A 25,564-nucleotide genomic window follows, 5' to 3' on the forward strand; every position below is an offset into this window, starting at 1 on the left:
ATTCGCTAAGGACTTGAATTCTTCGAAGTCATGAGTACTCACACGCATGCAAAATAGCGGTCTGGGATAGAGATCATGGATTCGATAGATGATGCGCTAAAGTATCAACAAATACGCGACTATGGCTTCAACGATCGGGAAATACCGTTTTACGGCCTCATGAGCAAATCTGAAGAAGAGATTTGCACCTATCTTCCTGCTCACGTCTATAAGCACCATGTCCGCAACACCGTCAACAGCCAACAAAGACAGATTCTGTCCGACAAAATTGCGGCGCAACATCTGCTGAATGCGCTTGGCGTCAGGACACCCATATTGATTGGCATCTGGGATTCTGTGTTTGGTATGACGGCGGACGGTCGCCCCATGACGACTGTGGCGCAGTTGAGTTATGAGATCGGGAACCTGCTGGAAAATACAGAAGCAATTGATCTAATTTTCAAACCACGAGATGGAGGCGGTGGCCAGTACATTTTTGTAGCCACTTTCAGCAAAGCATCAAATGGCGAAATCGCAGTGTTCATGGACGGTAAATAACAGCCACTCGCCAGTTTCATCAACGCATTGCCAGATGACGCTCGCTCAATCATTTCTGGCTCTCAGTCTCAGGGATGGATAATTCAAATCAGATTGAAACAACACCCCGAGATGGCGCGCCTGAATCCAAGCTCGATTAATACTATCCGCATGATCACATTTCTAACGCACCCACACAGCATTAAAACCGATGTAGAACCTGTACTGTTGGATTTTGCCGGCGTACGCGCTGGTCGTGCTGGATCATGTTCAGACAATTTGTCTAATGGCGGTTTTATGATCGAAGTCGATCACGAAGCCGGTTACTTGAAACGCGGGCGATATGCACCAGAACATGGTGGCGCTTTTGTAGATGAACATCCCGACAGCAAATTTCCATTTGTCGGCTTCCAAATCCCCTATTGGGAAGAAGCGATCGAGCTGTGTTTTCGAACTGCAATGGCTCTTCCTAGTGTCCGATCCGTAGGGTGGGATGTAGCGATTACTGATGACGGTCCACTTATCATCGAGGGCAACTGTCCATGGGCACCCCGCCTGCCCCAAGGGTATGGCACGGGCTTTCTAAACCCCGAGCGCCGAGCGCGACTCGAAGACGCGGGTGCCACTTTGCCAGCTCCACACTTACCCCCATAAGAGCATTGCCCGGACAATCCAAACCATCTTGGGTGCTTTATAAGTTGAGAAAAAAATTGGGCCTTTAGCTTTTCTCACGATCCAGCCGCCGTTGGATTGTGTTTCGGTTTCAATACGGCAAAAAACAGCGCGCGCTACCCAAACGTGCATTCGCTATTGACCATATTAAGGTTTTATTCGAAAACCTGACAATTCTCACCAAGCTAGCTGATTTGCCAAGGATAGAGTTTATGGATTCAATTGAGTATGCGCTTAAGCATCAGCAAATACGTGATGCTGGTTTCAACGACAAAGAAATATCCTTTCTGGATCTTATGAGCAAATCAGAAGACGAAATCTGTACTTACTTACCGGCTTATTTTTTCAGATGTAATTTCCGTGAGACGCTGAACAGCAACCAAAGGCAAGTTCTTTCGGATAAGATGGTGGCACACCACTTTCTTAATGCAACAGGTATAGCCACGCCAAAACTGATTGGTGTTTGGCATCCGATTTTTGGCCTGACTGCGGATGGTCGCCCCATGAAAACCGTGGCGCAACTCGTATCTGAACTTTCGACCTTGATTCAGACATCCGATCAGATTGACCTGATATTCAAGCCACGAGCTGGCGGTGGCGGGCGAGACGTGGTTGGGGCAACATTTATCAAAGCAGAAGACGGCAACATAGCAGTCTTCGTTGAGAACAAGCCTCAACCTGTCGACACGTTCCTTGCCAGTTTACCCGAAGATCCGTTTTCGATTCATGGCGTGGCATCACAGGGATGGGTTATTCAGGTCAGAGTAAAACAGCATCCGGATTTAGCATCCTTCAATTCAAGCTCTCTCAATACGGTCCGGATCGGGACATATATCACGCGCCCACAGAACGGCGACGTTGATGATCTTGATGTGATACTGGACTATGCTTGCTTACGAGTTGGACGCGCGGGATCGCGTACTGATAATGGTACAACCGGTGGATTGCTGGTTGATATCGATCTCGAAACGGGTCAGCTCAATCGCGGTCGCTATACGCTTGAATACAGCGGTGACTTTGCCGAAGAGCACCCTGACAGCAAACAGCGCTTCACAGGACACAAGGTCCCATATTGGGAAGAGGCAATCGCCCTGTGCCTGCGTGTTGCGAAAACCCTGCCAAGTGTCAGGTCTGTAGGGTGGGATGTTGCCATTTCCGAAAACGGACCTCTCATCATTGAAGGGAACAGTGAATGGGCAGTGCTCACCCCTCAGGCGCATGGTCAGGGTTACTTTACACCGGAACGACGCGCTAAACTTGATGCCTCAGGCGATCCGACGCCTCCGACCACCTTGCCGCAAAAACGCGCATTACCGGGGCAATCAAAACTGTCATGGGCGCTTTATCAGTTGCGCAATAAATGAGTTGCGCAATAAATGGGCCTTTAGATTGTGACTAAGAGTTGTATTACTCTGAGAACCCGGTAACCCCCGGTCAATTGCCACCCCTGCCGAGGATATACGTTATGGACTCGATTGAAGACGCGCTTAAGTATCAGCAAATTCGTGACTTTGGCTTCAACGAAAAAGAAATATCCTTTTTGGACCTTATGAGTAAACCTGAGGAAGAGATTTGCACCTTTCTCCCGATATTTTACCAACGCTCCAATCTTTTGGAAACGGTTAACAGCGCACAAAGGCACATCTTGTCTGACAAGATCGCCGCGCAACATTTCTTGGATGCAACAGGCATTACGACGCCAACGCTGATTGGTGTATGGCATCCTATATTTGGCCTGACTGCGGATGGCCGCCCGATGACGACAACTGAGCAGCTCATTGAAGAATTTTCAGCCCAACTCAAAAATGTGGATCACATTGACCTGATTTTCAAACCTCGTGCCGGTGGGTGCGGACGAGACATTGTTGCTGCGACAATTGCCAAAGCCCCCTCGGAGGATATCACAGCCATTATTGACGATAAGCCTGAAGCGATTGACGTTCTGATCGAGAGCCTGCCAGAAGATCCGTTTTCGTTTCATGGAGAGACATCACAGGGCTGGGTGATTCAACACCGGGTGAAGCAACACCCAGACTTGGCATATTTCAATTCTAGCTCGCTCAATTCAATCCGAATCGGGACATTTATTACACGCCCACAAGGCGGTGATACTGGAGAGCCCGAGGTATTGATGGACTATGCATGTTTACGCGTTGGGCGCGCAGGCTCCAGTACTGATAACGGTACTACAGGTGGATTGCTGGTCGATATAGATATTGAAACCGGAACTCTCAATCGTGGTCGCTATATTCTGGAATTTAGCGGTGCCTACGCAGACGAGCATCCGGACAGCAAATTACCCTTTGCAGGCCACAAAGTCCCCTATTGGGAAGAGGCCATTGAACTCTGTTTGCGTGCTGCGAAAACTCTGCCAAGCGTCAGATCAGTAGGGTGGGACGTGGCGATAGCCGAAGACGGCCCTCTCATTCTCGAAGGCAATAGTGGGTGGGCAACACTTACCCCCCAAGCTCATGATCAAGGGTATCTGACGCCAGAACGGCGCGCGATGTATGAGTCCTCTGGCGATCCGATGCCATCGACCCAATTGCCTCCGAGACGAGCGCTGCCGGGACAATCAAAGCAATCCTGGGCTCTCTACAAGCTTCGCAAAAAAATGGGCGTTTAGATTTTGAGTATACGTCAAATGTCGCAGAAAATTAGATCCGCCCTGCTTTAGTGATGAACCTACCAAGGATAGAATTTATGGATTCGATCGAAGACGCGTTAAAACATCAACAGATACGCGACGCTGGTTTCACCGACACGGAAATTGCCATGTTCGGGCTCATGGACAAATCAGAAGACGAAATTTGTTCCTATTTATCGACACACGTTCTCTTTCGGAAAATCATCCCCGTACAATGTAGCGAACTGAGACGCATTCTTGCAGATAAAATTGCGTCGCAACACTATTTGAATTCGGTTGGAGCCAAAACTCCGACATTGGTTGGCGTATGGGATCCAGTATTTGGCATGACCGGTGATGGTCGCCCCATGACAACCGTAAAGCAATTCAAATCCGAAATACAAAGCGTGCTGAGTGATGAAGATAAGATTGATCTAATTTTCAAGCCACGAGACGGAGGAAGCGGGCAATACATTGTCGCGGGATCATTTGTTAAAACATCAGATGGCGATATCGCTGCACTGATCGGCGGCCAACCCCAATCAGTAGACGCCTTTATTGCCAAACTCCCAGAGGATCCTCATTCAATTCTCTCGGGTGAGGCATCCCTAGGGTGGGTTGTGCAGGTCAAAGTCGAACAGCATCCAGAGATCGCCAAATTTAATGCCAGTTCTCTGAACACCCTTCGGATAGGCACTTTCATTACCAAACCGCAAGGCAAAGGCGTCGAGAAATCCGAGGTGATATTGGATTACGCCTGCTTCCGTGTCGGGCGTGAGGGGGCAAACTCAGACAACATGTCGACAGGCGGTTTATCAATTGACGTTGATCTTGAGACTGGATGCTTGAAACGCGGTCGTTTTGCGCTGGAGTATGGTGCGGCATATGCAGATGAGCACCCTGATAGCAAACTGCACTTTGTCGGCCTCAAACTCCCATTGTGGGAAGAAGCCGCCACACTTTGTTTACGCATTGCGAAGACACTTCCAAGCGTCAGGACAGTGGGTTGGGATGTAGCTATTACAGAAGGCGGCCCTTTGATCATTGAGGGCAACTGCCCTTGGGGAACACGCGCACCTCAGTCATATGACGTTGGTTATCTAACCCCTGCTCGGCGGGCAATGTATGAGGCTTCAGGTGACCCACTGCCAGCGACCACTTTACCGCCTACAAGAGCGCTACCTGGGATGTCAAAGCAATCTTGGGCGCTTTATAAACTGCGCAAGAAGATAGGTATTTAGGCTTCAAACAAGAACCAAATGTCATTTCATTCTCGCTCAAATTATATCTTTGATAAAGGGTAGATTTCATGGATTCGATCAAAGACGCGTTAAAGTATCAGCAAATACGTGACGCGGGATTCGATGATAAGGAAATCACCTTTTTCGATTTGATGGGTAAACCCGAAGACGAGATTTGCAGCTACCTTCCAAGTTTTTTCTATCATTCGAATATCTTGCATACGGTCAATGGCGCGCAGCGTGAAATTCTGTGCGACAAAATCGCAACCCATCATTTTTTGAATGCAATTGATGTGGCAACCCCCACGATGGTCGGGGTCTGGCATCCTATCTTTGGGGTGACCGGAGATGGTCGGCCGATGACGACCGTGGCACAGTTCACATCTGAATTGGAGAATCTGCTGTCGGGCAGAGCTCAATTGGATCTCATCTTCAAGCCACGTGATGGCGGGGGCGGGAATGACATTTTTGCTGCGACTTTTGTGAAAACATCGGGAGGAAAAGTCGCAGCGCTCATCGACAATCAGCCGCAATCGATGGACCAGTTTTTTGCAGGTTTGCCCAAGGAGCCATATTCGATTGCCGGCAAGCCCTCACAAGGTTGGGTTGTTCAGGTTAAAGTCGAACAGCATCCGGATATGGGCCGGTTTAATGAAAGTTCTCTCAATACATTAAGGATCGGCACTTATATTACCAAACCGCAAAACGGCACCGGTAACGCACCCGAGGTTTTACTGGACTATGCCTGCCTGCGCGTCGGCCGGGCCGGGGCGAATTCTGACAATTGGTCCACTGGCGGGGTCATGATCCGGATCGACCTAGAGACTGGACGTCTTGGACGAGGACGATTTGCACCAGAATACGGCGGCGCGTTTCTTGAGGAGCATCCAGATAATAATCTGCATTTTTCTGGCCTTGTCCTGCCCTATTGGGACGAAGCGAAGCAGCTTTGCCTGCGTCTCGCAAAGGCACTGCCAAGCGTCAGATCCGTGGGCTGGGATGTTGCGATAACCAAAGAAGGCCCTCTCATCATTGAGGGAAACTGCCCCTGGGGGATCTTTAATCCTCAGGCGAATGATGTGGGTTATTTCACCCCGGAACGTCGAGCACGATATGCTGCGTCGGGCGACCCGATGCCTGCCCGTCAATTACCTAAAAAAAGAGCGTTGCCGGGGCAGTCGAAACGATCTTGGACGATGTACAAGCTACGCAACAAGCTTGGCCTGTAAAGGCAATTCATTTGCTGCATTGTGGCGAACTGCGTTGCAACGAGCGCGACAATGGTTATTGACCTGCGATCAAATACCTTTGAATGATCAATGGCTCTTGATTTAGTATCGAAGATGAAAAAGGTGAGCTGATGAACTCGACGGAAGACGCGATAAGACGTCAACAGATACGTGATGCGGGTTTCGATGATTATGAAATCGACTTTTATGGATTGATAGACAAAACCGAAGGTGAGATTTTCTCATACTTGTCGAATTATTTTTGTTTCACTCAATTCATCGACAAGCTCAACGGTTCGCAAAAGGAGATCCTGAAGGACAAAGTTGCCGCGCAGTATTTTTTGAACGGATCTGGCATCAACACGCCCCAGTTGATCGGCGTATGGCATCCTGTCTTTGGAATGACGGGTGATGGTCGCTCCATGACAACCATAGCGCAATTTTCTTCCGAATTGCTGAACTTTCTAAAAGATTCTGATCCTCTGGAAGTCATTTTCAAGCCCCGCGCAGGTGACTGTGGTGAGGGCGTTGTCGGCGGCACATTTTTAAAATCAGCCACCAACGATGTGGTCGCGATGATAGCGGGTGAACCTTACTCCGTTGAAAAATTCTTCGCTGGGCTACCCGATATCTCAGGTGACGCATCGCAGGGTTGGGTAGTGCAAGTCAAAGTACAACAACACCCGGATATGGCGCGGCTCAACCCAAGCTCACTTAACACCGTCCGTGCCCTGACATTTGTTCCACTATTGCAGGATGGCAGCGCTGAGGGGACGTCTGTAAAACTAGACCATGTTCGTTTACGTGTTGGGCGCTCAGACTCGATCATAGACAATTGGTCAAAGGGCGGTTTGCTGATCGAGATTGACCGCGACAGTGGCACACTCAAACAAGGACGTTTCGCGCTGGAATTCGGGGGCGGACTTGTCGAGGAACACCCTGACAGCAAGTTGAATTTTGTTGGCCTTGAGGTTCCATTTTGGGATGAAGTTGTAGCACTGTGCGTCAAGGCAGCTAAAGCCTTCCCAAGTGTGCGGGCCATCGGATGGGACGTCGCAATCACAAAAGATGGCCCGATGATCATCGAGGGAAATCCCAATTGGGGCACGCGTACGATACAAGCCTTTGGCAAAGGTTATTTGACACCGGAATTTCGGGCACGGTTTGAAAGTGAAGGCATTCAAATGCCTGCCGCAATGCTACCCCCCAAGAGAAAATTGCCAAAATAGCAAGGGGCGAAGTCAAAGTCTCGAAAACAGTTAGATACCTAACGTCTCCATCGCCGGTATTGCCGCCATTGAGCGTGTTCAAAATACTCAAAAATGTTAGAAGGTGTCTCTCAAACTTTCAAAACAATCGCACCTTTGGTTTCGCTCCAGTTCGTGTGCATTGACATCAAGAAGAAAAACCCCAATAGATTGCATTCAGAAAACTAAATTCACCAGGAACCCAAACGTGTGCAACTTATCAGTTGTGTTCTTCCAATCATTTAAACAGGTAACATGCAAAATTATTTAAAGAAATTTCGGGCAGATGAACTTGGCGCTGTCACAGTTGATTGGGTCGTGTTGACTGCTATCGTTGTCAGCCTTGCCGCTGCAGCTTTTTCGGGAGTCGAAGGCGGTGTGGGGGCATTAACCCAGAAATTGCTGACTTATCTACAAAGCCTTACGGTTGGCACCTAAATGTGTGTGAAGACAATGTGCAATTTTTGATACCTGACGCCGCGCACTAACCGTTTCCGTTTCAAAAGCTCATTTGTCGTTTTATTTGCTCAATGTGCGCGTGTCTCTTAGCTTGCAGGCAATTCTAAGCTGCATTTGCGAAGGTATTCATGCCACATTCTTATGGACCTTTTGTTTTGATTCATGGTGCTTGTCATGGCGGCTGGTGCTGGGATCAAGTCGCAGCGCACCTTCGCACGGTGGGTTGCAGAGTTTACACTCCAACCCTGCGTGGTCTCGGTGACAGAGCCCACCTCCTTACGGGCCATACAGACATTGCGGAGATGGGAGAGGACATTGTCCAGTTGATTGACAACGAAGATTTGCAGGACGCCATCCTTGTGGGGCACAGTTTTGGCGGATCGGTCGTGACCTACATCGCTGATCAAATTGGCGCGCGTCTGAACCGACTGATCTATCTGGATGCACTATGGATCGAAAGCGGCCAATCCATCTATGACACGATGGCCCCGGATTTGGTGGCCGCCCGGCGCGACTATGTGAGTAATTACGGTGGAGGTATCGCCTATCCTCCGCCCCCGCCAGAAGCTTTTGGTATAACGGAACCCGATCAAGTGTCTGAACTGAAGCAAAAATTAACACCGCATCCAATTGCAAGCTACGAAAACAGGCTTCACCTGAAAAATCCCGTTATGAACGGGATCCCAGCGGATTATATCATGTGCACCAACCCCATGTACGAGCCGCTGTCATCGGCGCGCACGCGGGTTCGGGAACTTGGGATCCCAATACACAAATTAGCTGCCCCGCATGATGCGATGATCACACACCCCAAGCTAACCGCCGATCTGCTCCTGTCGCTTTCGGCCAACTGAATCCGTGAACACGTTCTTTCCGAGCGCGGCAATCTTTCCAGTTCGCTTTTTGCGCCATGCCCGCTAGATGAGGGGCAACCGTGCTGCGAAAGGAAACATCATGCGCGACGATCCTTTATTCTTTCTGGTCATTGTGGCCTGCGGAGCTGTGGCCTGCATCTTGTTGTTTGGCATTGGCACCTTTGGTAAGGGCGGCGAGTTTAACCGCAAATACGCCAATAAGATCATGCGCTGGAGAATCATTGCACAATTCATCGCAGTCCTGTTGATACTGGCCTTTGTATTTTTGCGCCGGCAGGGAGGATAACCGCATGGTCGTTCTGAATAAGATTTACACCAAGACCGGCGATGCCGGGGAAACCGCACTAGGCAACGGTAGCCGTGTTGCCAAGCATTCGGCCCGGGTGAATGCCTATGGCACGGTGGATGAGGTCAATTCGACTGTGGGTCTGTCTCGTCTGCAGGCCGAAGGCGATGTAGATACGTCGTTGGCGCGCATTCAAAACGACCTTTTTGATCTTGGCGCAGATCTGTGCCGCCCGGATATGGAAAAGGATGCCGACGCGGAATATGCACCCTTGCGAATTAACGACACTCAGGTCGCTCGATTGGAATCTGAGATTGACGCAATGAACGTAAATCTCGAACCTCTACGTAGTTTTATCCTACCTGGCGGATCAGCTTTGGCGGCGCATCTGCACTTGTGTCGGACTGTCTCTCGGCGTGCTGAACGATTGGCGGTGGAACTGTCCACCATTGAAAGCGTAAACCCAGCTGCGGTGAAGTATCTTAACCGTTTAAGCGACTGGTTCTTCGTGGCGGGCCGCATGGCCAACAACAACGGTACCGAGGACGTTTTGTGGGTGCCCGGCGCCAACCGCTGAGCCAATTCCCTGTCCCGTGACGCGTCGTTATCAACGTTTACGACGCCATGAAGCGTAAACGTGACGATTTTACACTGTTGTCCGGCAAAACGAATCTATATCAACACGCCAGAGAGCTTTGAGGGGGAGTCGCATTGCGGCTTCCAATGCATATGAGGAGACCATGCAAATGAAGGTGCTCGTGCCTGTCAAACGCGTGATTGACTATAACGTGAAAGTACGCGTGAAAGCGGACGGAAGCGGTGTTGATCTTGCGAACGTTAAAATGTCGATGAACCCATTCGACGAGATTGCCGTCGAACAGGCCATCCGCCTGAAAGAGGCTGGAAAAGCTGAAGAGGTCATCGCGGTCTCGATCGGCGTGAAGCAAAACCAAGAAACGCTGCGCACCGCGCTGGCGATGGGTGCGGACCGCGCAATTCTGGTTATCGCCGCAGACGATGTTCACACTGACATCGAGCCTTTGGCCGTTGCCAAGATCCTGGCGAAAGTTGTTGAAGAAGAGCAGCCCGGCATCGTTTTGGCCGGCAAGCAAGCCATCGACAATGACATGAACGCAACGGGTCAGATGCTGTCAGCCCTGCTGGGTTGGTCGCAAGGCACCTTTGCCTCTGGTCTGGATATTGACGGCGACAACGCAATCGTTACCCGCGAAGTTGACGGCGGCCTGCAGACCATCAAGGTTAGCATGCCAACCATCATCTCGGTTGACCTGCGCTTGAACGAACCTCGCTATGCGTCGCTGCCAAACATCATGAAAGCGAAGAAAAAGCCGCTGGACGAAAAAACTGCCGCCGATTACGTCGTCGACGTCACACCGCGTTTGGAAGTCGTCAAAACCGACGAGCCAGAAGCGCGTAAAGCAGGCGAAATCGTTGGCTCGGTTGACGAGCTGGTCGCGAAACTCAAAGAAGCGGGGGCTGTATAATGGCTGTTCTTCTTCTCGCAGAAGTCACCGATGGTGAACTGGCATTGGATGCAACTGCAAAAGCTGTGACCGCAGCCAAGCAATTGGGTGACATCACCGTACTGGCTGCTGGCGCAACTGCTGCTGCAGCAGGCGAAGCTGCTGCAAAAATCGACGGCGTTTCCAAAGTGCTGGTTGCCGAAGACGCATCTCTGGGTCACCGCCTTGCGGAACCAACTGCGGCGCTGATCGTATCTCTGGCTGGCGATTACGAGCACATCGTAGCCCCTGCCACCACAGACGCGAAAAACGTGCTGCCACGTGTTGCGGCCCTGTTGGATGTGATGGTCATCTCGGACGCGTCAGGCGTTGTCGATGCCAACACATTTGAGCGCCCAATCTACGCGGGCAATGCGATCCAAACTGTCAAATCCTCAGACGGAAAAAAAGTTGTGTCCTTCCGGACCGCAACCTTTGACGCCGCTGGCGAAGGCGGCTCGGCTGCTGTTGAAGCCATCTCGGCTGTTGCCAACCCTGGCCTGTCCGAATGGGTTGAAGACAAAGTTGCTGCATCTGATCGTCCAGAGCTGACGTCGGCTGGTGTTGTTGTTTCTGGTGGCCGTGGTGTTGGCTCCGAGGACGACTTCAAACTGATCGAAGGTCTGGCAGACAAGCTGGGCGCGGCTGTTGGCGCGTCTCGTGCGGCGGTTGACTCGGGCTATGCCCCGAACGACTGGCAGGTTGGTCAAACCGGTAAGGTTGTTGCGCCTGATCTGTACGTTGCAATCGGTATCTCCGGTGCGATCCAGCACTTGGCCGGTATGAAAGACTCCAAGGTCATCGTTGCAATCAACAAAGACGAAGAAGCTCCAATCTTCCAGGTTTCTGACTACGGTCTGGTCGCTGACCTGTTTGCTGCCGTTCCAGAGCTGACAGACAAGCTGTAATATGTTCGGTGGGGTGTAACCCCATCCTACACAGATAGTGAAAAGCCCGCCAATTTGGCGGGCTTTTTATTTAGACGGCGCTGAACCCATTGTGGATGATCTCCACCTTGTTTCCCTCAGGGTCTCGTAAGAAGGCGGTGAAGACAGGCATAGGATAGGCTTCACGCGGGCCGGGAGACCCTTCATCACTGCCACCTGCTGCCAGACCAGCTACATGGGCCTGTCGTACCAGTTCTTTGGAAGCGGCAGCAAAGGCCACATGTGTGCCGTTGCCACCAGTTGCAGCTTGCCCATCGAAGGGTGGCAGGATCAGAAACTCAACGCGATCCTTTCCGTAGGCTGCGAAGCCATCGCCTTCTGCAAGGGCAGATACGCCCAGGGTTCCCAAGACCGCATCATAAAATGTTCTGGCCTGTGCTATATCGCTGGCACCAAGGCTGAGGTGATCGACCACTGTCATTGTCTGTCTCCAAGAATAGGTGGCGTTCCGAAACAGGCAGTTGGGGGACAGACCTGCGTGTTTCGAAACGCCTGATATGTAACAACTACCAGAAGGGGTGTACGGCAGTTGCTACGTATATTTACCGATCAGTACACCTTAGTCAACCTCATGCGATCTCTACGGGCCTCACGATTATTTGATCAGGTCAACGATGGCCGGCGCAAGCAACTGCGCCACCTCGACGTGGGCTGTGGGGCCCATCAACTCGGCAGCGGCTGGCGCCTCGATCTGGGAAAACACCATCCCCGCCTGCCCCGCTTTGCGGGCCGTTTCGCTAGGCTGAAACTCAATCAAATCCGCCACCTCAGATCGCAGATCTTCGATCATGTCCCGGCTGACAAAGCCCGGATCATGCGTGATCCGCAGGCTTGTTTCATCCTCTTCTGGCCGGCGCAAAGAAAACCAAAGCAGCAATACCGGAGCGTCGATCTGGCTGAGTAGCAGACGCAAACGTGGCGGCCAGGCCTCGGACAGTTCTTCAATCACATCTTCAAACCGTTCGGATGAGAGTGCTTGCAGGTGCCGCAGCATATGTCGGACAAAGTGGAACTCTGTAAAATCGACTTCGGGGTACAACTTTCGCAGCTTTTTTGAAGCCCGCACAAAGCGGTCATTGCGGCGGGGGTGCACGCGATAAAACCGGTTCGACATGTTCTGCGCGCAAGGGAGTTGGAGCACAGTGAGTTGCGCGTTTGAGGCATGCTGCAACACACCCGGCTCCTTGAGGTAAACATCTGCCCCGGCATTCGGCCAGCCAAAGTTTACACATCGCAAACCCGTATCGCGCTCAATCAGGCCGGCAAAGGGCTGCGCAATGAACTTGCCATAGGTGTCTGTTCCACCAAGAAAGGCAATGTAGTCGCCTTCCAAACTGCGCCGTGGCCCGCGAAACAAAAGTTTGGCACCGGGATATCGGCATGGATCGTAATTCAGGGTCTCCAACCCCAGTTTTTCATAACTCATCTTCCCACCACAACTTGTTACCCGGTGAAGAGAATCAATCCATTGGGTTTCAAAACCGCTAATGCGACAATTTTAGACGAATGAGCCTGCTTGCAGCCGCTGCCCAACGGGGCCTATGGTGGCGGCAATTGAACAAGAGGTCAGGGTCATGGAAATTCGCACGGTCGGTGTTGTGGGCGCGGGTCAGATGGGCAACGGGATTGCCCATGTCATGGCGCTGGCGGGCTATGATGTCATGCTCAACGACATCAGTCAGGACATGCTGGAAAAGGGGTTGGCCAAGATCCACTCCAATCTGGAACGGCAGGTCAGCCGCGACAAGATCTCCGCTGATGACATGAAGGCGGCGATGGCGCGGATCAAGCCCACGGTGCAATTGCCGGATCTGGGGCAGGTCGATCTGGTGATTGAATCCGCGACCGAGCGCGAAGCCGTGAAACAATCAATCTTTGAACAGTTGGTTCCACATCTGGAACCGCATACGATTCTCACCTCCAACACCTCATCGATCTCGATCACCCGCCTGGCCAGCGGAACGGACCGGCCGGAAAAGTTCATGGGCTTTCACTTCATGAACCCGGTGCCGATCATGCAACTGGTCGAACTGATCCGGGGCATTGCCACCGATCAGGAGACCTTTCAGGCTTGCAGTGCCGTTGTCGAAAAACTGGGTAAAACCTCTGCCACATCCGAGGACTTTCCGGCTTTTATAGTTAACCGCATCCTGATGCCGATGATCAACGAGGCAGTTTATACGCTGTATGAAGGGGTTGGAAATGTGACCTCGATCGATGTGTCGATGAAACTGGGCACCAACCACCCTATGGGACCGCTGGAGCTGGCCGATTTCATCGGGCTGGACACCTGTCTGGCGATCATGAACGTGCTGCACGACGGGCTGGCGGATACCAAATACCGCCCCTGCCCTTTGCTGACCAAATATGTCGAAGCCGGCTGGTTGGGCCGCAAAACCGGGCGCGGATTCTATGACTATCGTGGAGAGACGCCGGTGCCGACGCGATAAGTGGCGGGGATGAGAGCTGATGGCTAATAGCTGCGATGCGGACGAATCTGCCGTTCGCGTCTATGCCTGCAGTGTCGGGTCTTGCCGTTCTCGTGATCTATGGCGCGAGCCACTTAAACGGTTCGGCTGGCACAAACTGATCCGATACATCGCCGGTAAGAATAGGATGATCGCGAAGTTCAAGCTTCAGAGGCGCGTCAATGGCTGAGAAATCAAGTGCGTTCAGGTCGACCCAATAGACATTCGGGCTGATTGCAGACTCGAAGTAGTACAGCTTGTTCTCGTGATCCATGACCGTCCGCCAGACGGTTGTTGCAATATTCGGCGCGTCCGGATCAGCAATGCCCAAGGGCACGGAAGCATTTCGGATGATAGAAAACGCAGCAGAAGTCGCCATTCGAACATCTTCAAATTCAGGTACTGCACCCAGATAAAACGAAGCACGAATAAACCGGTCCGCAGCTCGGTTTGTTCCGGGTAACATGGACAGCCCGCCGACTTGCTCCCAATACGCTGTAAGTGCCAGTTGTTCATCGAACGGAGGTGAGTTGGTCATTACTGTGAATTCAGGACCGTGATGAACAACAAGCTCTCCATCGAGATATTCGAAAATTGCGGAGTCACCCGTAGCGTCTGAAAGCGACAGATGCAGCCCAGCTGCATTTCCGTCAGGAAGAGGAGGCGCGATGAGCGCAAAAGGCTCAGACGACAGGCCCTCCACCGCTTCCGCCACAGTTGCATAGTTGTCGAGCGCAAACTGCGCCCAGGCACCAACAGAAAGAATGGCCTTGCCCTCGGCCTCTCCGTAGTCGGATTCAGAGAGGTAAAGCAGGTTTGCAACCAGCCCGACCTCATTCATGCCATCCACCGATCCGATGTCATAGCCCGACAGGATGACAGAGCCGTATTGTGATACCCACTCGATACTGCCGTCACCCAGACCGCCGTCGCGTTCCATCCCGCGGGGGAAAACCCAAAAATCTGAGTCGACGTCTTCAAACCAATCCAAACTGCGACCAGTAAAATATGTGTCTGACCCGCTCTTGTAGACAAATCTAGTGCAAGCCTGAGCTGAGGATACGATGGACAAGGCAGTGCAAACGCCGACCAAAAGCACAAACGGTTCAATCTTGGTCTTCATTGAAATTCCTTTCATCAAGCTGGGTACAAACTTGGCTTATTCAAATGTTTAGCGGCATTGAATCTTGCCACTATTTCTTCGTCAAACGGTATCATCAAACTAGAAGTTTAGAAAAGGTTACTCATGTTGGGTCGCGAAAAGCCGCCATTCGTTTAAAGCGCAGCATCAATCAATTTGCGCTCAAATCAGTCATTTGACCAAGTTTTCTAATTAAATAGTTGTTTAAGACGCGTTCTCTTCCCCAAGCGCCAGCGTGTGTTCACGTAGCCAGGCCATAAAGCCGCGGGGGTCGGTTTCCAGAAGCTTCATCTGTTCATCTGAAATCGGTGCGCCAACCACAGGCTTTTGTGGCTTATTGCAGCTCTTGACCACTTCGTGCAGCAAGAAGCTCTGGCGCAGGGTGGCCGAGATGCGGTTGGCCATCTGGTAGACGCGCGAATTCGAGCCGGGGAAATAGATCGGCACAACCTTGGCTTTGGAGCGGCGGATCATCTGCGCGGTGAAGACCGCCCATTCACGCTCAATCGCCGGGCCGAACAGCGTGTCGGACGAGGCCACGACACCCGACGGGAAGACGGTAACGACACCGCCCTCTTTCAGATGCGCCATCGCCTTGGCCCGCATCTCAACCGATTTGCGTTGCACATCAGGTTCATGCGGAAAGGGCACCGCAATCATGTAGGAAGTGGCAACCTCATCAATCCCAGTCAGCAAGGCGCGGGTCAGGATCTTGTAGTCGGTGCGGCGACGACCGATCAGATCAGCAAGAATCATACCATCGACCAACCCATGCGGATGGTTTGCCACCACCACAACCGGCCCGTCCAAAGGTATATTGTCGAGCTCATCTTCCGGTGTGAGCAGATCAATGCCCATGGTATCGAGAACTGCACGCCAAAACGCCTGCCCTGCCGGGGCACCGCGTTTCTCAAATTGCCGGATCATCCGGAAAATCGAAATTTTCCCGCTGAACCATTCAAGGGTGCGAATGACGAAGGCTGTCATCGGGCTATCGAAGGAATTCGCATAGGTCAGACTGCGGCGATTATATTGGGTAAAGGTCACATACTCAGCATCACCCGTCTGGGCACTGTCCAGCTGATCCTTTCCGTTTTCCGCCACTTGATCTGTCCCCAGCTTGTCGCGCCTGCGCGTCCCTACATCTCTTCGCCGAACCTGTCTGCGATCAGAGCCTGCACCGCATCCGCGAGCGGCCCCGCGTCCGGGCCCGAGATTTGCACGTCAATAGTCGTTCCTTTGGAGGCTGCCAACATCAAAAGCCCCATAATGCTGTCTCCGCCGGTGGATTGTCCATTCAAAGTCACAGTGGCGTAGGCATCAAACCCTTCGACCACTTCAACGAACTTGGCCGCCGCGCGGGCGTGCAGACCCTTTTCATTTACTATATCCATTTGTCGAGAAATCATTTCAGTTATCAAGGTCTAAACTTTCTGTCTTATTCGGCTGAAACATTATAGCTATTCATATACTTGCGTCCTGCTTCCAGCGCAGCGTTAACCGCCTCGGGCAGGGTCTTGTGGCGGGACTTTGCCAGTTTAATCAGCAAGGGCAGGCTGACGCCATAAACGACGCAGCGGTTCTTGGCCTGGCAGGCTGACAGTGACAGATTAGAGGGGGAGCCACCAAATATGTCGGTAGCGACCACGACACCATCCCCGGTATCAACTGAATCTGCCGCCTGACTAATTTCAGTCTGTTTGGCGGCTCGGTCGTGATCTTTCTCAATTGTGATGGCCTGAATACCGGGTTGTTGCCCAACCACATGCTCAATCGCGCGCAGATATTCGCCTGCCAACCCACCATGTGCAACGATCACGATTCCGATCACTGTTCTTTTGCTCCCAGAGTCCAATTCATTGGATCAGGTGGCCCTCTTCAGGTCATCCCATGACGTTCCAACTCGCGATGCCTAATTGACACCTGCCACCCCTCTTCTGCAAGGGTTTGCGCCAAAGTTTCTGCCATTGTGACACTCCGGTGTTGCCCTCCGGTACATCCAAAGCCAATCGAAAGGTAGGCTTTGCCTTCGGCCTCGTACGCTGGAAGCAGAAATTTGGCCATTTCCGAGACTCGAGTGCTGAAACTGTCAAAGCGTTCATCTTGCCCGATGTAGGTTTGAACATCCGGATCACAGCCATTTTTTTTGCGAAGCTGCGCATCCCAATAAGGATTTCGCAGAAACCTACAATCATACATCATATCGAGTCCACGCGGCAGGCCACGCTTGTAGGAAAACGAATGAATGGACACAGCTAGGCGGCGCCCTTCTGACCGGGGAGCAAACCACAAATCAAGCTCTGCCCGCAGCTCATGCGGGGACAGCTCGGACGTCTCGAGCAGCAGATCCGCCCGCGCCCGGATCGGGCCGAGCAGATCAAACTCCTTGGCGATCCCGGCTTCGGGGCGTTCTGCTGGGGCCAAAGGGTGACGACGACGGGTTTCAGAAAACCGGCGCAATAGAACCTCAGCCGTACAATCGAGATACAAAACCTGCATCGCCGCATTCGCCATGCGTCCGACGTGATCAATGGCCTCGATTATTGCACTGGTGGAAAAGTCGCGATTGCGGGTATCAATGCCCAGAACGATTGGCCGATCTGGTGCCGGGCCATCCAAAAGTCGCGGCAGCAAGGACAGCGGCACATTATCGATCGCTTCATACCCCATATCTTCGAGCGCACGAATAGCGGTGGAGCGACCAGCACCTGAAGGCCCGGTCACAAGCACCAGACGTGCCTTGGCCAGGCCCTCACCAGCTTGTGAAGCATCCGTCATGTCATAGCGCCCTCAGTCGACTCGCCCATGCTTAAGATAGAGCAAGATCGCAGAAGGAAAATGTATAAAATCAGCGCGATGTAAAAGTGGGAGCCGAATACCATGTAGATTATCATATCGTGTCTGAGGCAAACGCTTTGTTTCGGATTGATCTAGATCCACGATAAGGAATACCCGCGTCGGACCACGGTTAGGAGCAGCCAAAATCCCGACCCCGCGCGCTTCGATCTGGCCCCGAATGGTCTCCGGCACATCTGACATCAATGTGCTATCCTGTGCCCAAATTCTGGTACGGTCATCCGCAACCAATTCGGCACCGAGTGCCAAAAGCTGCAACGCCAGACCGGATTTGCCAGACCCGGAGCGCCCCCGGATCATTACCGCACGTCCCAGATGGGCCACCGTTGTGGCATGTATAATCTCTTCAGGGCTGGTATTCATTGTCTCGACCATTGAGTAACCCGTTGCACTCGGCAGGGCTCTCGTCAAGTTGGCAAGCCGACCACAAAACGTGCTCCCAAAGGATCAGATGTAACATCCGCATCTGTCGGGCGAATGTTCTCTGCCCATATCACGCCATCATGGGCCTCTACAATCTGTTTGGAAATCGACAGGCCAAGCCCAGAATTATTGCCAAAGTCATTCTCATTTCGTTGCGAATAGAAACGTTGGAAAATCTTCGTCAAAGCCTGTTCCGGGATACCAGGGCCAGTGTCTTCGACCACAACCACCACACGGTTTTCACGCTGACGCACCCAAAGACGAATAGCATCGCCGTCCTCGCAAAAACTGATCGCATTGGTGATTAGATTGACGAACACCTGCGCCAGCCGCCCCTCTAGCCCAGTCAGCTTGACGGGGTGTTGCGGGAAGTCGGTGATAAACTCGATCCCTTTTTGTCCGGCTTGCTCCCCGAGATAACTGCCCAAATTGGTTAACATCGCGACCAGGTCAAATTCTTCTTGTGTTTCCTTGACCAACTCACTGTCCAACCGCGAAGCATCAGAAATGTCACTGACTAAACGGTCGAGGCGGCGTACATCGTGTTCGATCACCTGCAGCAGCTTTTCGCGCTGGTCGTCGCGCTTTGCCACCCGCATTGTCCCCACAGCAGAGCGCAGGGATGCCAAGGGATTTTTGATTTCATGCGAAACATCAGCCGCAAACTGTTCATTTGCATCGATGCGATGGTAAAGTGCTGCGACCATACCACGCAATGCGCCGCTCAAACGTCCAATCTCATCCGGTCTGGCAGTGAGGTCCGGAATCCGGATTCGACCGCCTGATCTTTGGTTGCGATCACGTGCACCACCCAATTCCGCGGCAGAGGCCAGATCAGCCAGCGGATTCGCAATGGTTGAGGCCAGCAGCAGACTCAAACCAATGGAGACGATCGTGGCGACCAAAAACATCTGTAGAACCCGCTCGCGCTCAACCCGCACCAACCGGTCAATTTCTCCACTGGCGCTGGCCAGAGCAACAACCGCAATTGGTGCGCCATTGTGCATAATAGGCGTCGAAACTGAAAACACACCGATCTGCGAGGTTTGACCTGTCGAAATCTGCACGCCTTCAGCCACGGTCGAAGCAACCATCTTGCGCAGATGTTCCTCTACACTCACGTCAATATCTTTGTCTTCCTGCGCTGAGAACGGTGCAGATAGCGTATCCCAAACGTTGGTCAACATATCCGTAATCCAGGTCGGACTTCGGTTATCTGGTTTTGACAGGCCGGTCGTGGCCCCCGCCATTTGGCCTATCAGTTGCCCTTTGGTATCGAAGACATAAACTTCGATCCCTTCTTGGATGTCTAGACCGCTTAGAGTGGCGTGAACATTGATGCCATCGCCACTGGCAAGACTAACAGGAACACCAGCAGGCAGCTGTGCTTCGAACACATCTGCAATCAGTTCGACATCTCCGACCAAACCATTGGCACGCTGTAACGCCAGCCCATCACGCGAGGCGTTGAGGTATAAGATACCCGCAACAAGCACGTTCAATGCGATCAAATTGAAGGTGACAATTTTCCGCGTCAGCGGGGAGTTACGTAAAGATACGAAACCGCGCCGGGCGCGGTTCATGCGCAGTTCATCTTCCACCAAGTTGTCTGGAGCAACGAATTCATCGCCCAAAACGACATTATCGCTTTTCGATGTGTGGTTCTGCGAAGTCATTGGTTCGGCCAGCGCCATTATTCCTCGTTATACCGGTAACCGATCCCATAAAGCGTTTCGATTGCTGAAAAATCACCATCAACCATGCGCAGTTTCTTGCGGAGGCGTTTGATATGGCTATCGATGGTACGGTCATCAACATAAACCTGATCATCATAAGCGACATCCATCAACTGATCGCGGCTTTTAACAAAACCGGGACGTTGCGCAAGCGCCTGCAATAGCAGGAATTCGGTTACCGTCAAAGAGACATCTTTGTTCTTCCAAGTGACAGCATGACGGAGCGGGTCCATACGCAACTCGCCACGTTCAATCACCTTGGTCTCTTCGGTATCACCTACTAGATTGCCCTCAACCGCCTCTTGGCGGCGCAGCAGGGCGCGGATGCGTTCAACCAACAAGCGTTGCGAGAAGGGTTTTTTGACATAGTCGTCAGCCCCCATGCGCAAGCCGAGAACCTCGTCAATTTCGTCATCTTTGGATGTTAGGAAAATGACCGGCATCGATGATTTTTGCCTTAACCGTTGCAGAAGATCCATGCCATCCATACGTGGCATCTTGATATCCAGAACCGCCATATCCGGCAGTTTTTTGTTAAATGCATCAAAGGCCTGCTGGCCATCATTATAAGTTTCGACTTCGAAGCCCTCAGCCTCAAGGGTCATCGATACGGACGTCAGAATATTCCGGTCATCGTCCACCAGGGCGATTCTCGACATTGCAAAATCCCTTCCACTACTCTGCCTTATTTTTTTGCCTAGTATGCGCATCTTAGCCCACCGCAATCAACGGAAATTTGCGAATCGGTCAAGATCACGACCCATTTTTGACATAAATGTCTAAGAAATCTCCAAATGCGCCTGACCCAACACCTGCCCATACGTCAACCTTACTCCTTGTCGCGTTTGATTGCGCTAACTTGCACTTGGTTGCGCTAACGCCTCAAAAGCGTCCTGTTCTTTCACAGAAGCGTCATGTTATGAGCGCTCAACAACTGAATCTGCTTCGATCAATCGCGCCAGTTTTCGGGTGCCGCGATCGGGCAACCGCCGCAGATCGCGGCGATCGCGAACAGGAGCGCGCATATCATGGCATTCGGACGGGTCAACCCGCAGTTCCAGCTTGAAGATCAAGGAATCACAGGTCTGGGCAATGTCTACTATAACCTGATCGAACCAGCACTGGTCGAACAGGCTCTCAAAAACGGTGAAGGGACACTTGGGTTGGGCGGAGCATTCCTTGTCTCGACCGGCAAATTTACAGGCCGCTCCCCCAAGGACAAACATGTCGTTAGAACCGCAGATGTGGCCGACAATATCTGGTGGGAAAACAACGCAGAAATGTCGTCAGAAGGCTTTGACGCCCTTCACAACGACATGCTCGAACACATGAAGGGTCGTGACTACTATGTTCAGGACCTGACTGGGGGCGCCGACCCGGCCCATGCGATCAATGTCCGAATGGTCACCGAACTGGCCTGGCACGGCTTGTTCATTCGCCACATGCTGCGCCGTCCCGACCGGGCCGCGCTAGATAGCTTTTTCTCTGACTTCACGGTCATCAACTGCCCCAGCTTCAAGGCTTCACCAGAAAAGCATAGCTGCCGTTCGGAAACCGTCATTGCCACGAATTTCGAACGCAAGATGATCTTGATTGCCGGAACCGAATATGCCGGTGAAAACAAGAAATCCGTCTTCAGCTTGCTGAACTACCTGCTGCCTGAAAAGGGCATCATGCCGATGCACTGCTCGGCCAACCACGCAGATGGCAACCCGGTCGATACAGCTGTGTTCTTTGGGCTGTCTGGCACGGGCAAGACCACGCTGTCTGCCGATCCTGCACGCACACTGATCGGCGATGACGAACACGGCTGGTCAGATCAGGGCACCTTCAATTTTGAGGGCGGCTGCTATGCCAAGACCATCAATCTGAACCCTGAGGCTGAGCCAGAGATCTACGCGACCACCTCGAAGTTCGGCACTGTGGTCGAAAACATGGTGTTTGATGAGGAAACGCTGGAACTGGATTTCAACGACGACAGCCTGACAGCCAACATGCGTTGCGCCTATCCGCTGGAATACATCTCGAACGCATCTTCGACCGCCGTGGGTAGCCATCCGAAAAATGTGATCATGTTAACCTGCGATGCGTTTGGCATTTTACCCCCCATTGCGCGGCTGACCCCCGCGCAGGCGATGTATCACTTCTTGTCTGGGTTCACCTCCAAGGTGGCCGGAACCGAGCGCGGCGTGACCGAGCCCGAGCCAACTTTCTCTACCTGCTTTGGCGCACCCTTCATGCCCCGCCGCCCCGAGGCTTACGGCGACCTGCTGCGCGAGAAGATCGCCAAACACGGTGCAACCTGCTGGCTGGTCAACACCGGCTGGACCGGCGGTGGATATGGCACCGGATCACGCATGCCAATCAAAGCCACCCGCGCCCTGCTGACTGCCGCACTGGATGGCTCTCTGAACGAAGCCACCTTCCGCAAGGATGCCAACTTCGGCTTTGACGTTCCTGTCACTGTGCGTGGCGTGGATGCCGAATTGCTCGACCCACGCTCAACTTGGGAAGATCCGGCTGCATACGATGCGCAGGCCGCCAAACTGGTCAAAATGTTCGCCGACAATTTCGAGCAATACCTGCCCCACATCAACGAAGACGTCAAAGCAGTCACGCTTGGCTAGACATGCACCGAACGCAAGAAGAGCTCTGGTATTCCTTCGATACCAGAGCTCTTCCTCTTAGAGCATAGCATTCAAAGTCAACATTGCGGACTAAGCCGCCTGATGCATCCGCAGTGTATCCCGTCCCGCTGACGTTCAAGTGGGCCCATTTTTAGCTACCCTGGTGCAACGCTCCAGAAAACAACCACAAAGCTACCGTTCAGCGAAGCAAACCGTGACGGGCCATCTGCTGCGCCAAATATCAATAAGCCAGATACAGACCGAGCTGTAGATACCTCCCAACAGCGCGATCAACAAAGACCCGGGTGCCATGATTTGAACTTGGGCGCGCCTTAGTTCAACCAACAACGCAAAGCAATTTGAACAATGGTTTTCGTGCGCTTGACGCGTCCTAATTCATATCAAAGGGTGTCTTCGCTATGTCCGATGCATCGTGTTCTGGCTCTTTCGCTCGTATCCGCGATGGTCGAGGTCTTGTTGTTCTCTTTACGTTGACGATTTTTCTTTCGGCTTCACTCTTATTCTTTGTCCAGCCACTCTTTGCCAAACTTGTTCTTCCAGTGATCGGAGGCGCTCCAGCAGTTTGGACGACAGCGATGTTGTTTTTCCAAACTGTCCTGATTTGCGGTTATCTCTATGCTCACATTCTGGTCCGGTTCTGTCCGACTCGTTGGCAACTTGGCATTCACCTGGGGTTCTGGGCCGTAGCGCTGTTGTTTCTTCCCCTCGCTATTCCCGAGGGTTGGGCGTTCAATGCCAACGGCTCTGTCACTTTTCAAACGCTTGGGCTTTTTGCCTTAGGTGTCGGTGTGCCATTCGCTGTGCTGTCTGCCAACGCACCGTTGGTTCAGGCTTGGTACCGGAGTTCGGGCGCCCCATCCGGTGACGACCCCTACTTCCTGTATGGCGCTTCAAACCTCGGGTCGATGTTGGCACTGCTGGCATTTCCTCTGATCGCAGAACCGATTTTCGGCGCGACCGCGATCGGAAATGGATGGACAATCGGGTTCATTGCATTCGGCGTGTGTTTGATGACCGTTGCCTGGACTATTTTCACACGGCCTGCGGTCAAACCTAGCGAAAAGGCGGTACCGCAAGACAATGTATTGCCCCAGGCACGCATTGGCGCAGATCAGATTGCCATCTGGCTCTTGCTGGCCTTTGTGCCGTCATCTCTGATGCTTGCGGTGACATCCAAAATTTCAACCGACATGGGCACAATTCCAATGATTTGGATTCTGCCACTCGCGTTATTTCTCGCCACCTTTGTACTGACGTTCCGCAAGCGAGCGATCATGCCAGACAATTGGTTGAAGGTACTCCACAGCTCCAGTGTTGTCTTCCTAATCTATGCGTTCAGCACAAGCCCTCTCGCGAAAGGCCAATTGTCTATGATGGCTTGCCTGCTATTGGCGTTCTTTGCTGTGGCTCTGTATGTGCACCGGCAGCTGTATCATGCGCGGCCAGATGCAGGCAGTCTCACGACGTTCTATCTGGTGATGTCTATCGGTGGCGCTCTTGGGGGTTTATTCAACTCAATCGTGGCACCCATGGTTTTCGATGCAATGCGAGAGGGCCCCGCAACCATTGCTATGGCTGCGATCATTCCGCTCTTTCTTAATCGACCAACATTCAGCCGGGCGATTTTCCACAAGGTTGGAGCTCTGGGAGGCTTACTTGCGCTGACGTTTGTAGCATGTGCGGTTCTATCTTCAAACCCCAACTATCTGATCATCGTCGCCGGAATAGCATTGATCTTGGCATTGCTTTTTGCCCGCCCGCTTGTGACGTTCGGTGTCGCGATGGTGACAGTGACCGTCTCTGGCGCGTTTCTCCAATACGAAGAAGCACATTTCATGGATCGTAGCTTTTTCGGCGCACACATGGTGAGGGACAATCATGTGAGAGGGCTAAGATTCTACTCGAACGGAACAACCATCCACGGGATTCAACGAATTGATGATTTTGATGTCGAGCGCCCTGTGCCGTTGTCTTACTACCACCCTGAGTTACCTATGGCACAAGTTCTCCAAAGTGACTTGGCGCGAAGCGCATCCAACATCGGGATCATCGGACTCGGCATCGGCTCTTTGGCATGCTATCGCCTGCCTGGTCAGACCTATCACTACTACGAAATAGACAGTGTGGTTGATCAGGTTGCGCGCGATCCGTCGCTTTTCACTTACATGTCATCATGCGCAGGAGATCAACCTACTTACCTTGGCGACGCACGCGTTGTTTTGGAAGAGCAGAACGATCTGAAGATGTCGGTCATGGTGATCGATGCATATAGCTCCGATGCCGTACCGATACACCTTACGACCACACAGGCTATGCAGTTGTATCTCGACAGGACGACCGACAATGGCGTGGTGATTTATCATGTTTCAAACCGCTTCTATGACATCGCGGTTCCCCTGTCGCGCTCTGCCGAGGCGCTTGGCTTAAATATTTGGCTGCACGACGAACCCCTTACCGAAAGTCAATATGCAGATGGCGCTTCCGAAAGTAGAGTTGTCATGGTTGCGCGTGATGGAGCGAACGTTAAGCATATCTTGGATGGCGGAAACTGGGGTAAGATGAAAAGTGACGGCGGACGACTATGGACCGATGATTACGCTAATCCACTCAGTATCCTGAGCGCGCTACGCTGACCTTGCTACAAAGGCTTGGAAAAGCTTGATCAGCCCAT

The 25,564-nt window shown here is 52.3% G+C and carries 26 protein-coding genes; 16 read left to right on the forward strand and 10 right to left on the reverse strand.

Features of this window, described 5'->3' with window-relative positions; all coding sequences use genetic code 11:
• Positions 1–75: 75 nt before the first annotated feature.
• The 13 genes from ROA7450_RS12880 (at position 76) to ROA7450_RS12940 (ending at position 11,582) form a co-directional block, all read left to right on the forward strand.
• A complete protein-coding gene (locus ROA7450_RS12880; protein WP_085806265.1) occupies positions 76–537 on the forward strand; it encodes a hypothetical protein in 462 nt (153 codons plus the stop codon).
• Positions 538–564: 27 nt separating this feature from the next.
• Positions 565–1,170 carry a sugar-transfer associated ATP-grasp domain-containing protein gene (locus ROA7450_RS12885; protein WP_268808464.1) on the forward strand — a complete coding sequence of 202 codons (606 nt, stop codon included), beginning with the start codon at positions 565–567 and terminating at the stop codon, positions 1,168–1,170.
• A gap of 230 nt (positions 1,171–1,400) precedes the next feature.
• Positions 1,401–2,552 carry a sugar-transfer associated ATP-grasp domain-containing protein gene (locus tag ROA7450_RS12890; protein ID WP_085806267.1) on the forward strand — a complete coding sequence of 384 codons (1,152 nt, stop codon included), beginning with the start codon at positions 1,401–1,403 and terminating at the stop codon, positions 2,550–2,552.
• A gap of 101 nt (positions 2,553–2,653) precedes the next feature.
• Entirely contained in the window at positions 2,654–3,814 is a 1,161-nt protein-coding gene (locus ROA7450_RS12895; RefSeq protein WP_085806268.1) for a sugar-transfer associated ATP-grasp domain-containing protein, read from the forward strand.
• A 77-nt stretch (positions 3,815–3,891) separates the two neighbouring features.
• A complete protein-coding gene (locus tag ROA7450_RS12900) occupies positions 3,892–5,055 on the forward strand; it encodes a sugar-transfer associated ATP-grasp domain-containing protein (protein ID WP_159454044.1) in 1,164 nt (387 codons plus the stop codon).
• Between the two features lie 68 nt (positions 5,056–5,123).
• Positions 5,124–6,284, forward strand: coding sequence for a sugar-transfer associated ATP-grasp domain-containing protein (locus ROA7450_RS12905; protein WP_085806270.1), 1,161 nt, complete (start codon positions 5,124–5,126; stop codon positions 6,282–6,284).
• A gap of 131 nt (positions 6,285–6,415) precedes the next feature.
• Positions 6,416–7,513, forward strand: coding sequence for a sugar-transfer associated ATP-grasp domain-containing protein (locus ROA7450_RS12910; protein ID WP_085806271.1), 1,098 nt, complete (start codon positions 6,416–6,418; stop codon positions 7,511–7,513).
• Between the two features lie 273 nt (positions 7,514–7,786).
• Entirely contained in the window at positions 7,787–7,969 is a 183-nt protein-coding gene (locus ROA7450_RS12915) for a hypothetical protein (RefSeq protein ID WP_085806272.1), read from the forward strand.
• A 149-nt stretch (positions 7,970–8,118) separates the two neighbouring features.
• Positions 8,119–8,844 (forward strand): alpha/beta hydrolase, encoded by a 726-nt coding sequence (locus ROA7450_RS12920; protein WP_085806273.1) that lies wholly within the window; start codon positions 8,119–8,121, stop codon positions 8,842–8,844.
• A 100-nt stretch (positions 8,845–8,944) separates the two neighbouring features.
• The gene (locus ROA7450_RS12925) at positions 8,945–9,151 is read left to right on the forward strand and encodes a twin transmembrane helix small protein (RefSeq protein ID WP_085806274.1); all 207 of its coding nucleotides are present in this window, start codon (positions 8,945–8,947) and stop codon (positions 9,149–9,151) included.
• A 4-nt stretch (positions 9,152–9,155) separates the two neighbouring features.
• A complete protein-coding gene (locus tag ROA7450_RS12930; protein ID WP_085806275.1) occupies positions 9,156–9,728 on the forward strand; it encodes a cob(I)yrinic acid a,c-diamide adenosyltransferase in 573 nt (190 codons plus the stop codon).
• A gap of 169 nt (positions 9,729–9,897) precedes the next feature.
• Positions 9,898–10,656: an electron transfer flavoprotein subunit beta/FixA family protein gene (locus ROA7450_RS12935; protein ID WP_085806427.1), complete on the forward strand. Its 759-nt coding sequence runs from the start codon at positions 9,898–9,900 to the stop codon at positions 10,654–10,656.
• Positions 10,656–11,582, forward strand: a complete 927-nt coding sequence (locus ROA7450_RS12940; protein ID WP_085806276.1) for an electron transfer flavoprotein subunit alpha/FixB family protein — start codon at positions 10,656–10,658, stop codon at positions 11,580–11,582. Before ROA7450_RS12935 ends, ROA7450_RS12940 begins: the two co-directional genes overlap by 1 nt.
• Positions 11,583–11,652: 70 nt before the next feature.
• On the opposite strand, the gene ROA7450_RS12945 is transcribed toward ROA7450_RS12940, so the two are convergent.
• Both ROA7450_RS12945 and ROA7450_RS12950 read right to left on the reverse strand, forming a co-directional pair.
• A complete protein-coding gene (locus tag ROA7450_RS12945) occupies positions 11,653–12,042 on the reverse strand; it encodes a VOC family protein (RefSeq protein ID WP_085806277.1) in 390 nt (129 codons plus the stop codon).
• A 174-nt stretch (positions 12,043–12,216) separates the two neighbouring features.
• Positions 12,217–13,047, reverse strand: a complete 831-nt coding sequence (locus ROA7450_RS12950) for a DUF6473 family protein (protein ID WP_085806278.1) — start codon at positions 13,045–13,047, stop codon at positions 12,217–12,219.
• A 148-nt stretch (positions 13,048–13,195) separates the two neighbouring features.
• Here ROA7450_RS12950 and ROA7450_RS12955 point away from each other — a divergent pair, with 148 nt between their 5' ends.
• Complete coding sequence (locus ROA7450_RS12955; protein ID WP_085806428.1) at positions 13,196–14,071, forward strand: 3-hydroxybutyryl-CoA dehydrogenase; 876 nt, start codon at positions 13,196–13,198, stop codon at positions 14,069–14,071.
• 97 nt (positions 14,072–14,168) lie between these two features.
• Here ROA7450_RS12955 and ROA7450_RS12960 read toward each other — a convergent pair whose 3' ends face one another.
• The 8 genes from ROA7450_RS12960 to ROA7450_RS12995 form a co-directional block, all read right to left on the reverse strand.
• Positions 14,169–15,212 (reverse strand): linear amide C-N hydrolase, encoded by a 1,044-nt coding sequence (locus ROA7450_RS12960; protein WP_143534447.1) that lies wholly within the window; start codon positions 15,210–15,212, stop codon positions 14,169–14,171.
• Between the two features lie 222 nt (positions 15,213–15,434).
• The gene (locus ROA7450_RS12965; RefSeq protein WP_085806280.1) at positions 15,435–16,334 is read right to left on the reverse strand and encodes a lysophospholipid acyltransferase family protein; all 900 of its coding nucleotides are present in this window, start codon (positions 16,332–16,334) and stop codon (positions 15,435–15,437) included.
• 35 nt (positions 16,335–16,369) lie between these two features.
• On the reverse strand, positions 16,370–16,639 hold the full coding sequence (locus ROA7450_RS12970) for an HPr family phosphocarrier protein (protein ID WP_085806281.1): 270 nt from the start codon (positions 16,637–16,639) through the stop codon (positions 16,370–16,372).
• Between the two features lie 29 nt (positions 16,640–16,668).
• A complete protein-coding gene (locus tag ROA7450_RS12975; RefSeq protein ID WP_085806282.1) occupies positions 16,669–17,061 on the reverse strand; it encodes a PTS sugar transporter subunit IIA in 393 nt (130 codons plus the stop codon).
• A 47-nt stretch (positions 17,062–17,108) separates the two neighbouring features.
• Complete coding sequence (gene rapZ / locus ROA7450_RS12980; RefSeq protein WP_085806283.1) at positions 17,109–18,008, reverse strand: RNase adapter RapZ; 900 nt, start codon at positions 18,006–18,008, stop codon at positions 17,109–17,111.
• Between the two features lie 12 nt (positions 18,009–18,020).
• Positions 18,021–18,461 carry an HPr kinase/phosphorylase gene (locus ROA7450_RS12985; RefSeq protein WP_234999516.1) on the reverse strand — a complete coding sequence of 147 codons (441 nt, stop codon included), beginning with the start codon at positions 18,459–18,461 and terminating at the stop codon, positions 18,021–18,023.
• 32 nt (positions 18,462–18,493) lie between these two features.
• Entirely contained in the window at positions 18,494–20,203 is a 1,710-nt protein-coding gene (locus ROA7450_RS12990) for a sensor histidine kinase (protein WP_085806284.1), read from the reverse strand.
• Positions 20,203–20,904 carry a response regulator transcription factor gene (locus ROA7450_RS12995; protein WP_085806285.1) on the reverse strand — a complete coding sequence of 234 codons (702 nt, stop codon included), beginning with the start codon at positions 20,902–20,904 and terminating at the stop codon, positions 20,203–20,205. The genes ROA7450_RS12990 and ROA7450_RS12995 overlap by 1 nt, the downstream gene beginning before the upstream one ends.
• Before the next feature lie 369 nt (positions 20,905–21,273).
• Here ROA7450_RS12995 and ROA7450_RS13000 point away from each other — a divergent pair, with 369 nt between their 5' ends.
• Positions 21,274–22,872, forward strand: coding sequence for a phosphoenolpyruvate carboxykinase (locus ROA7450_RS13000; RefSeq protein WP_085806286.1), 1,599 nt, complete (start codon positions 21,274–21,276; stop codon positions 22,870–22,872).
• A gap of 419 nt (positions 22,873–23,291) precedes the next feature.
• Complete coding sequence (locus tag ROA7450_RS13005; RefSeq protein WP_085806287.1) at positions 23,292–25,526, forward strand: MFS transporter; 2,235 nt, start codon at positions 23,292–23,294, stop codon at positions 25,524–25,526.
• The last annotated feature ends 38 nt before the right edge of the window (positions 25,527–25,564 follow it).

It is taken from the genome of Roseovarius albus, from assembly GCF_900172335.1.
GTDB lineage: Bacteria > Pseudomonadota > Alphaproteobacteria > Rhodobacterales > Rhodobacteraceae > Roseovarius > Roseovarius albus.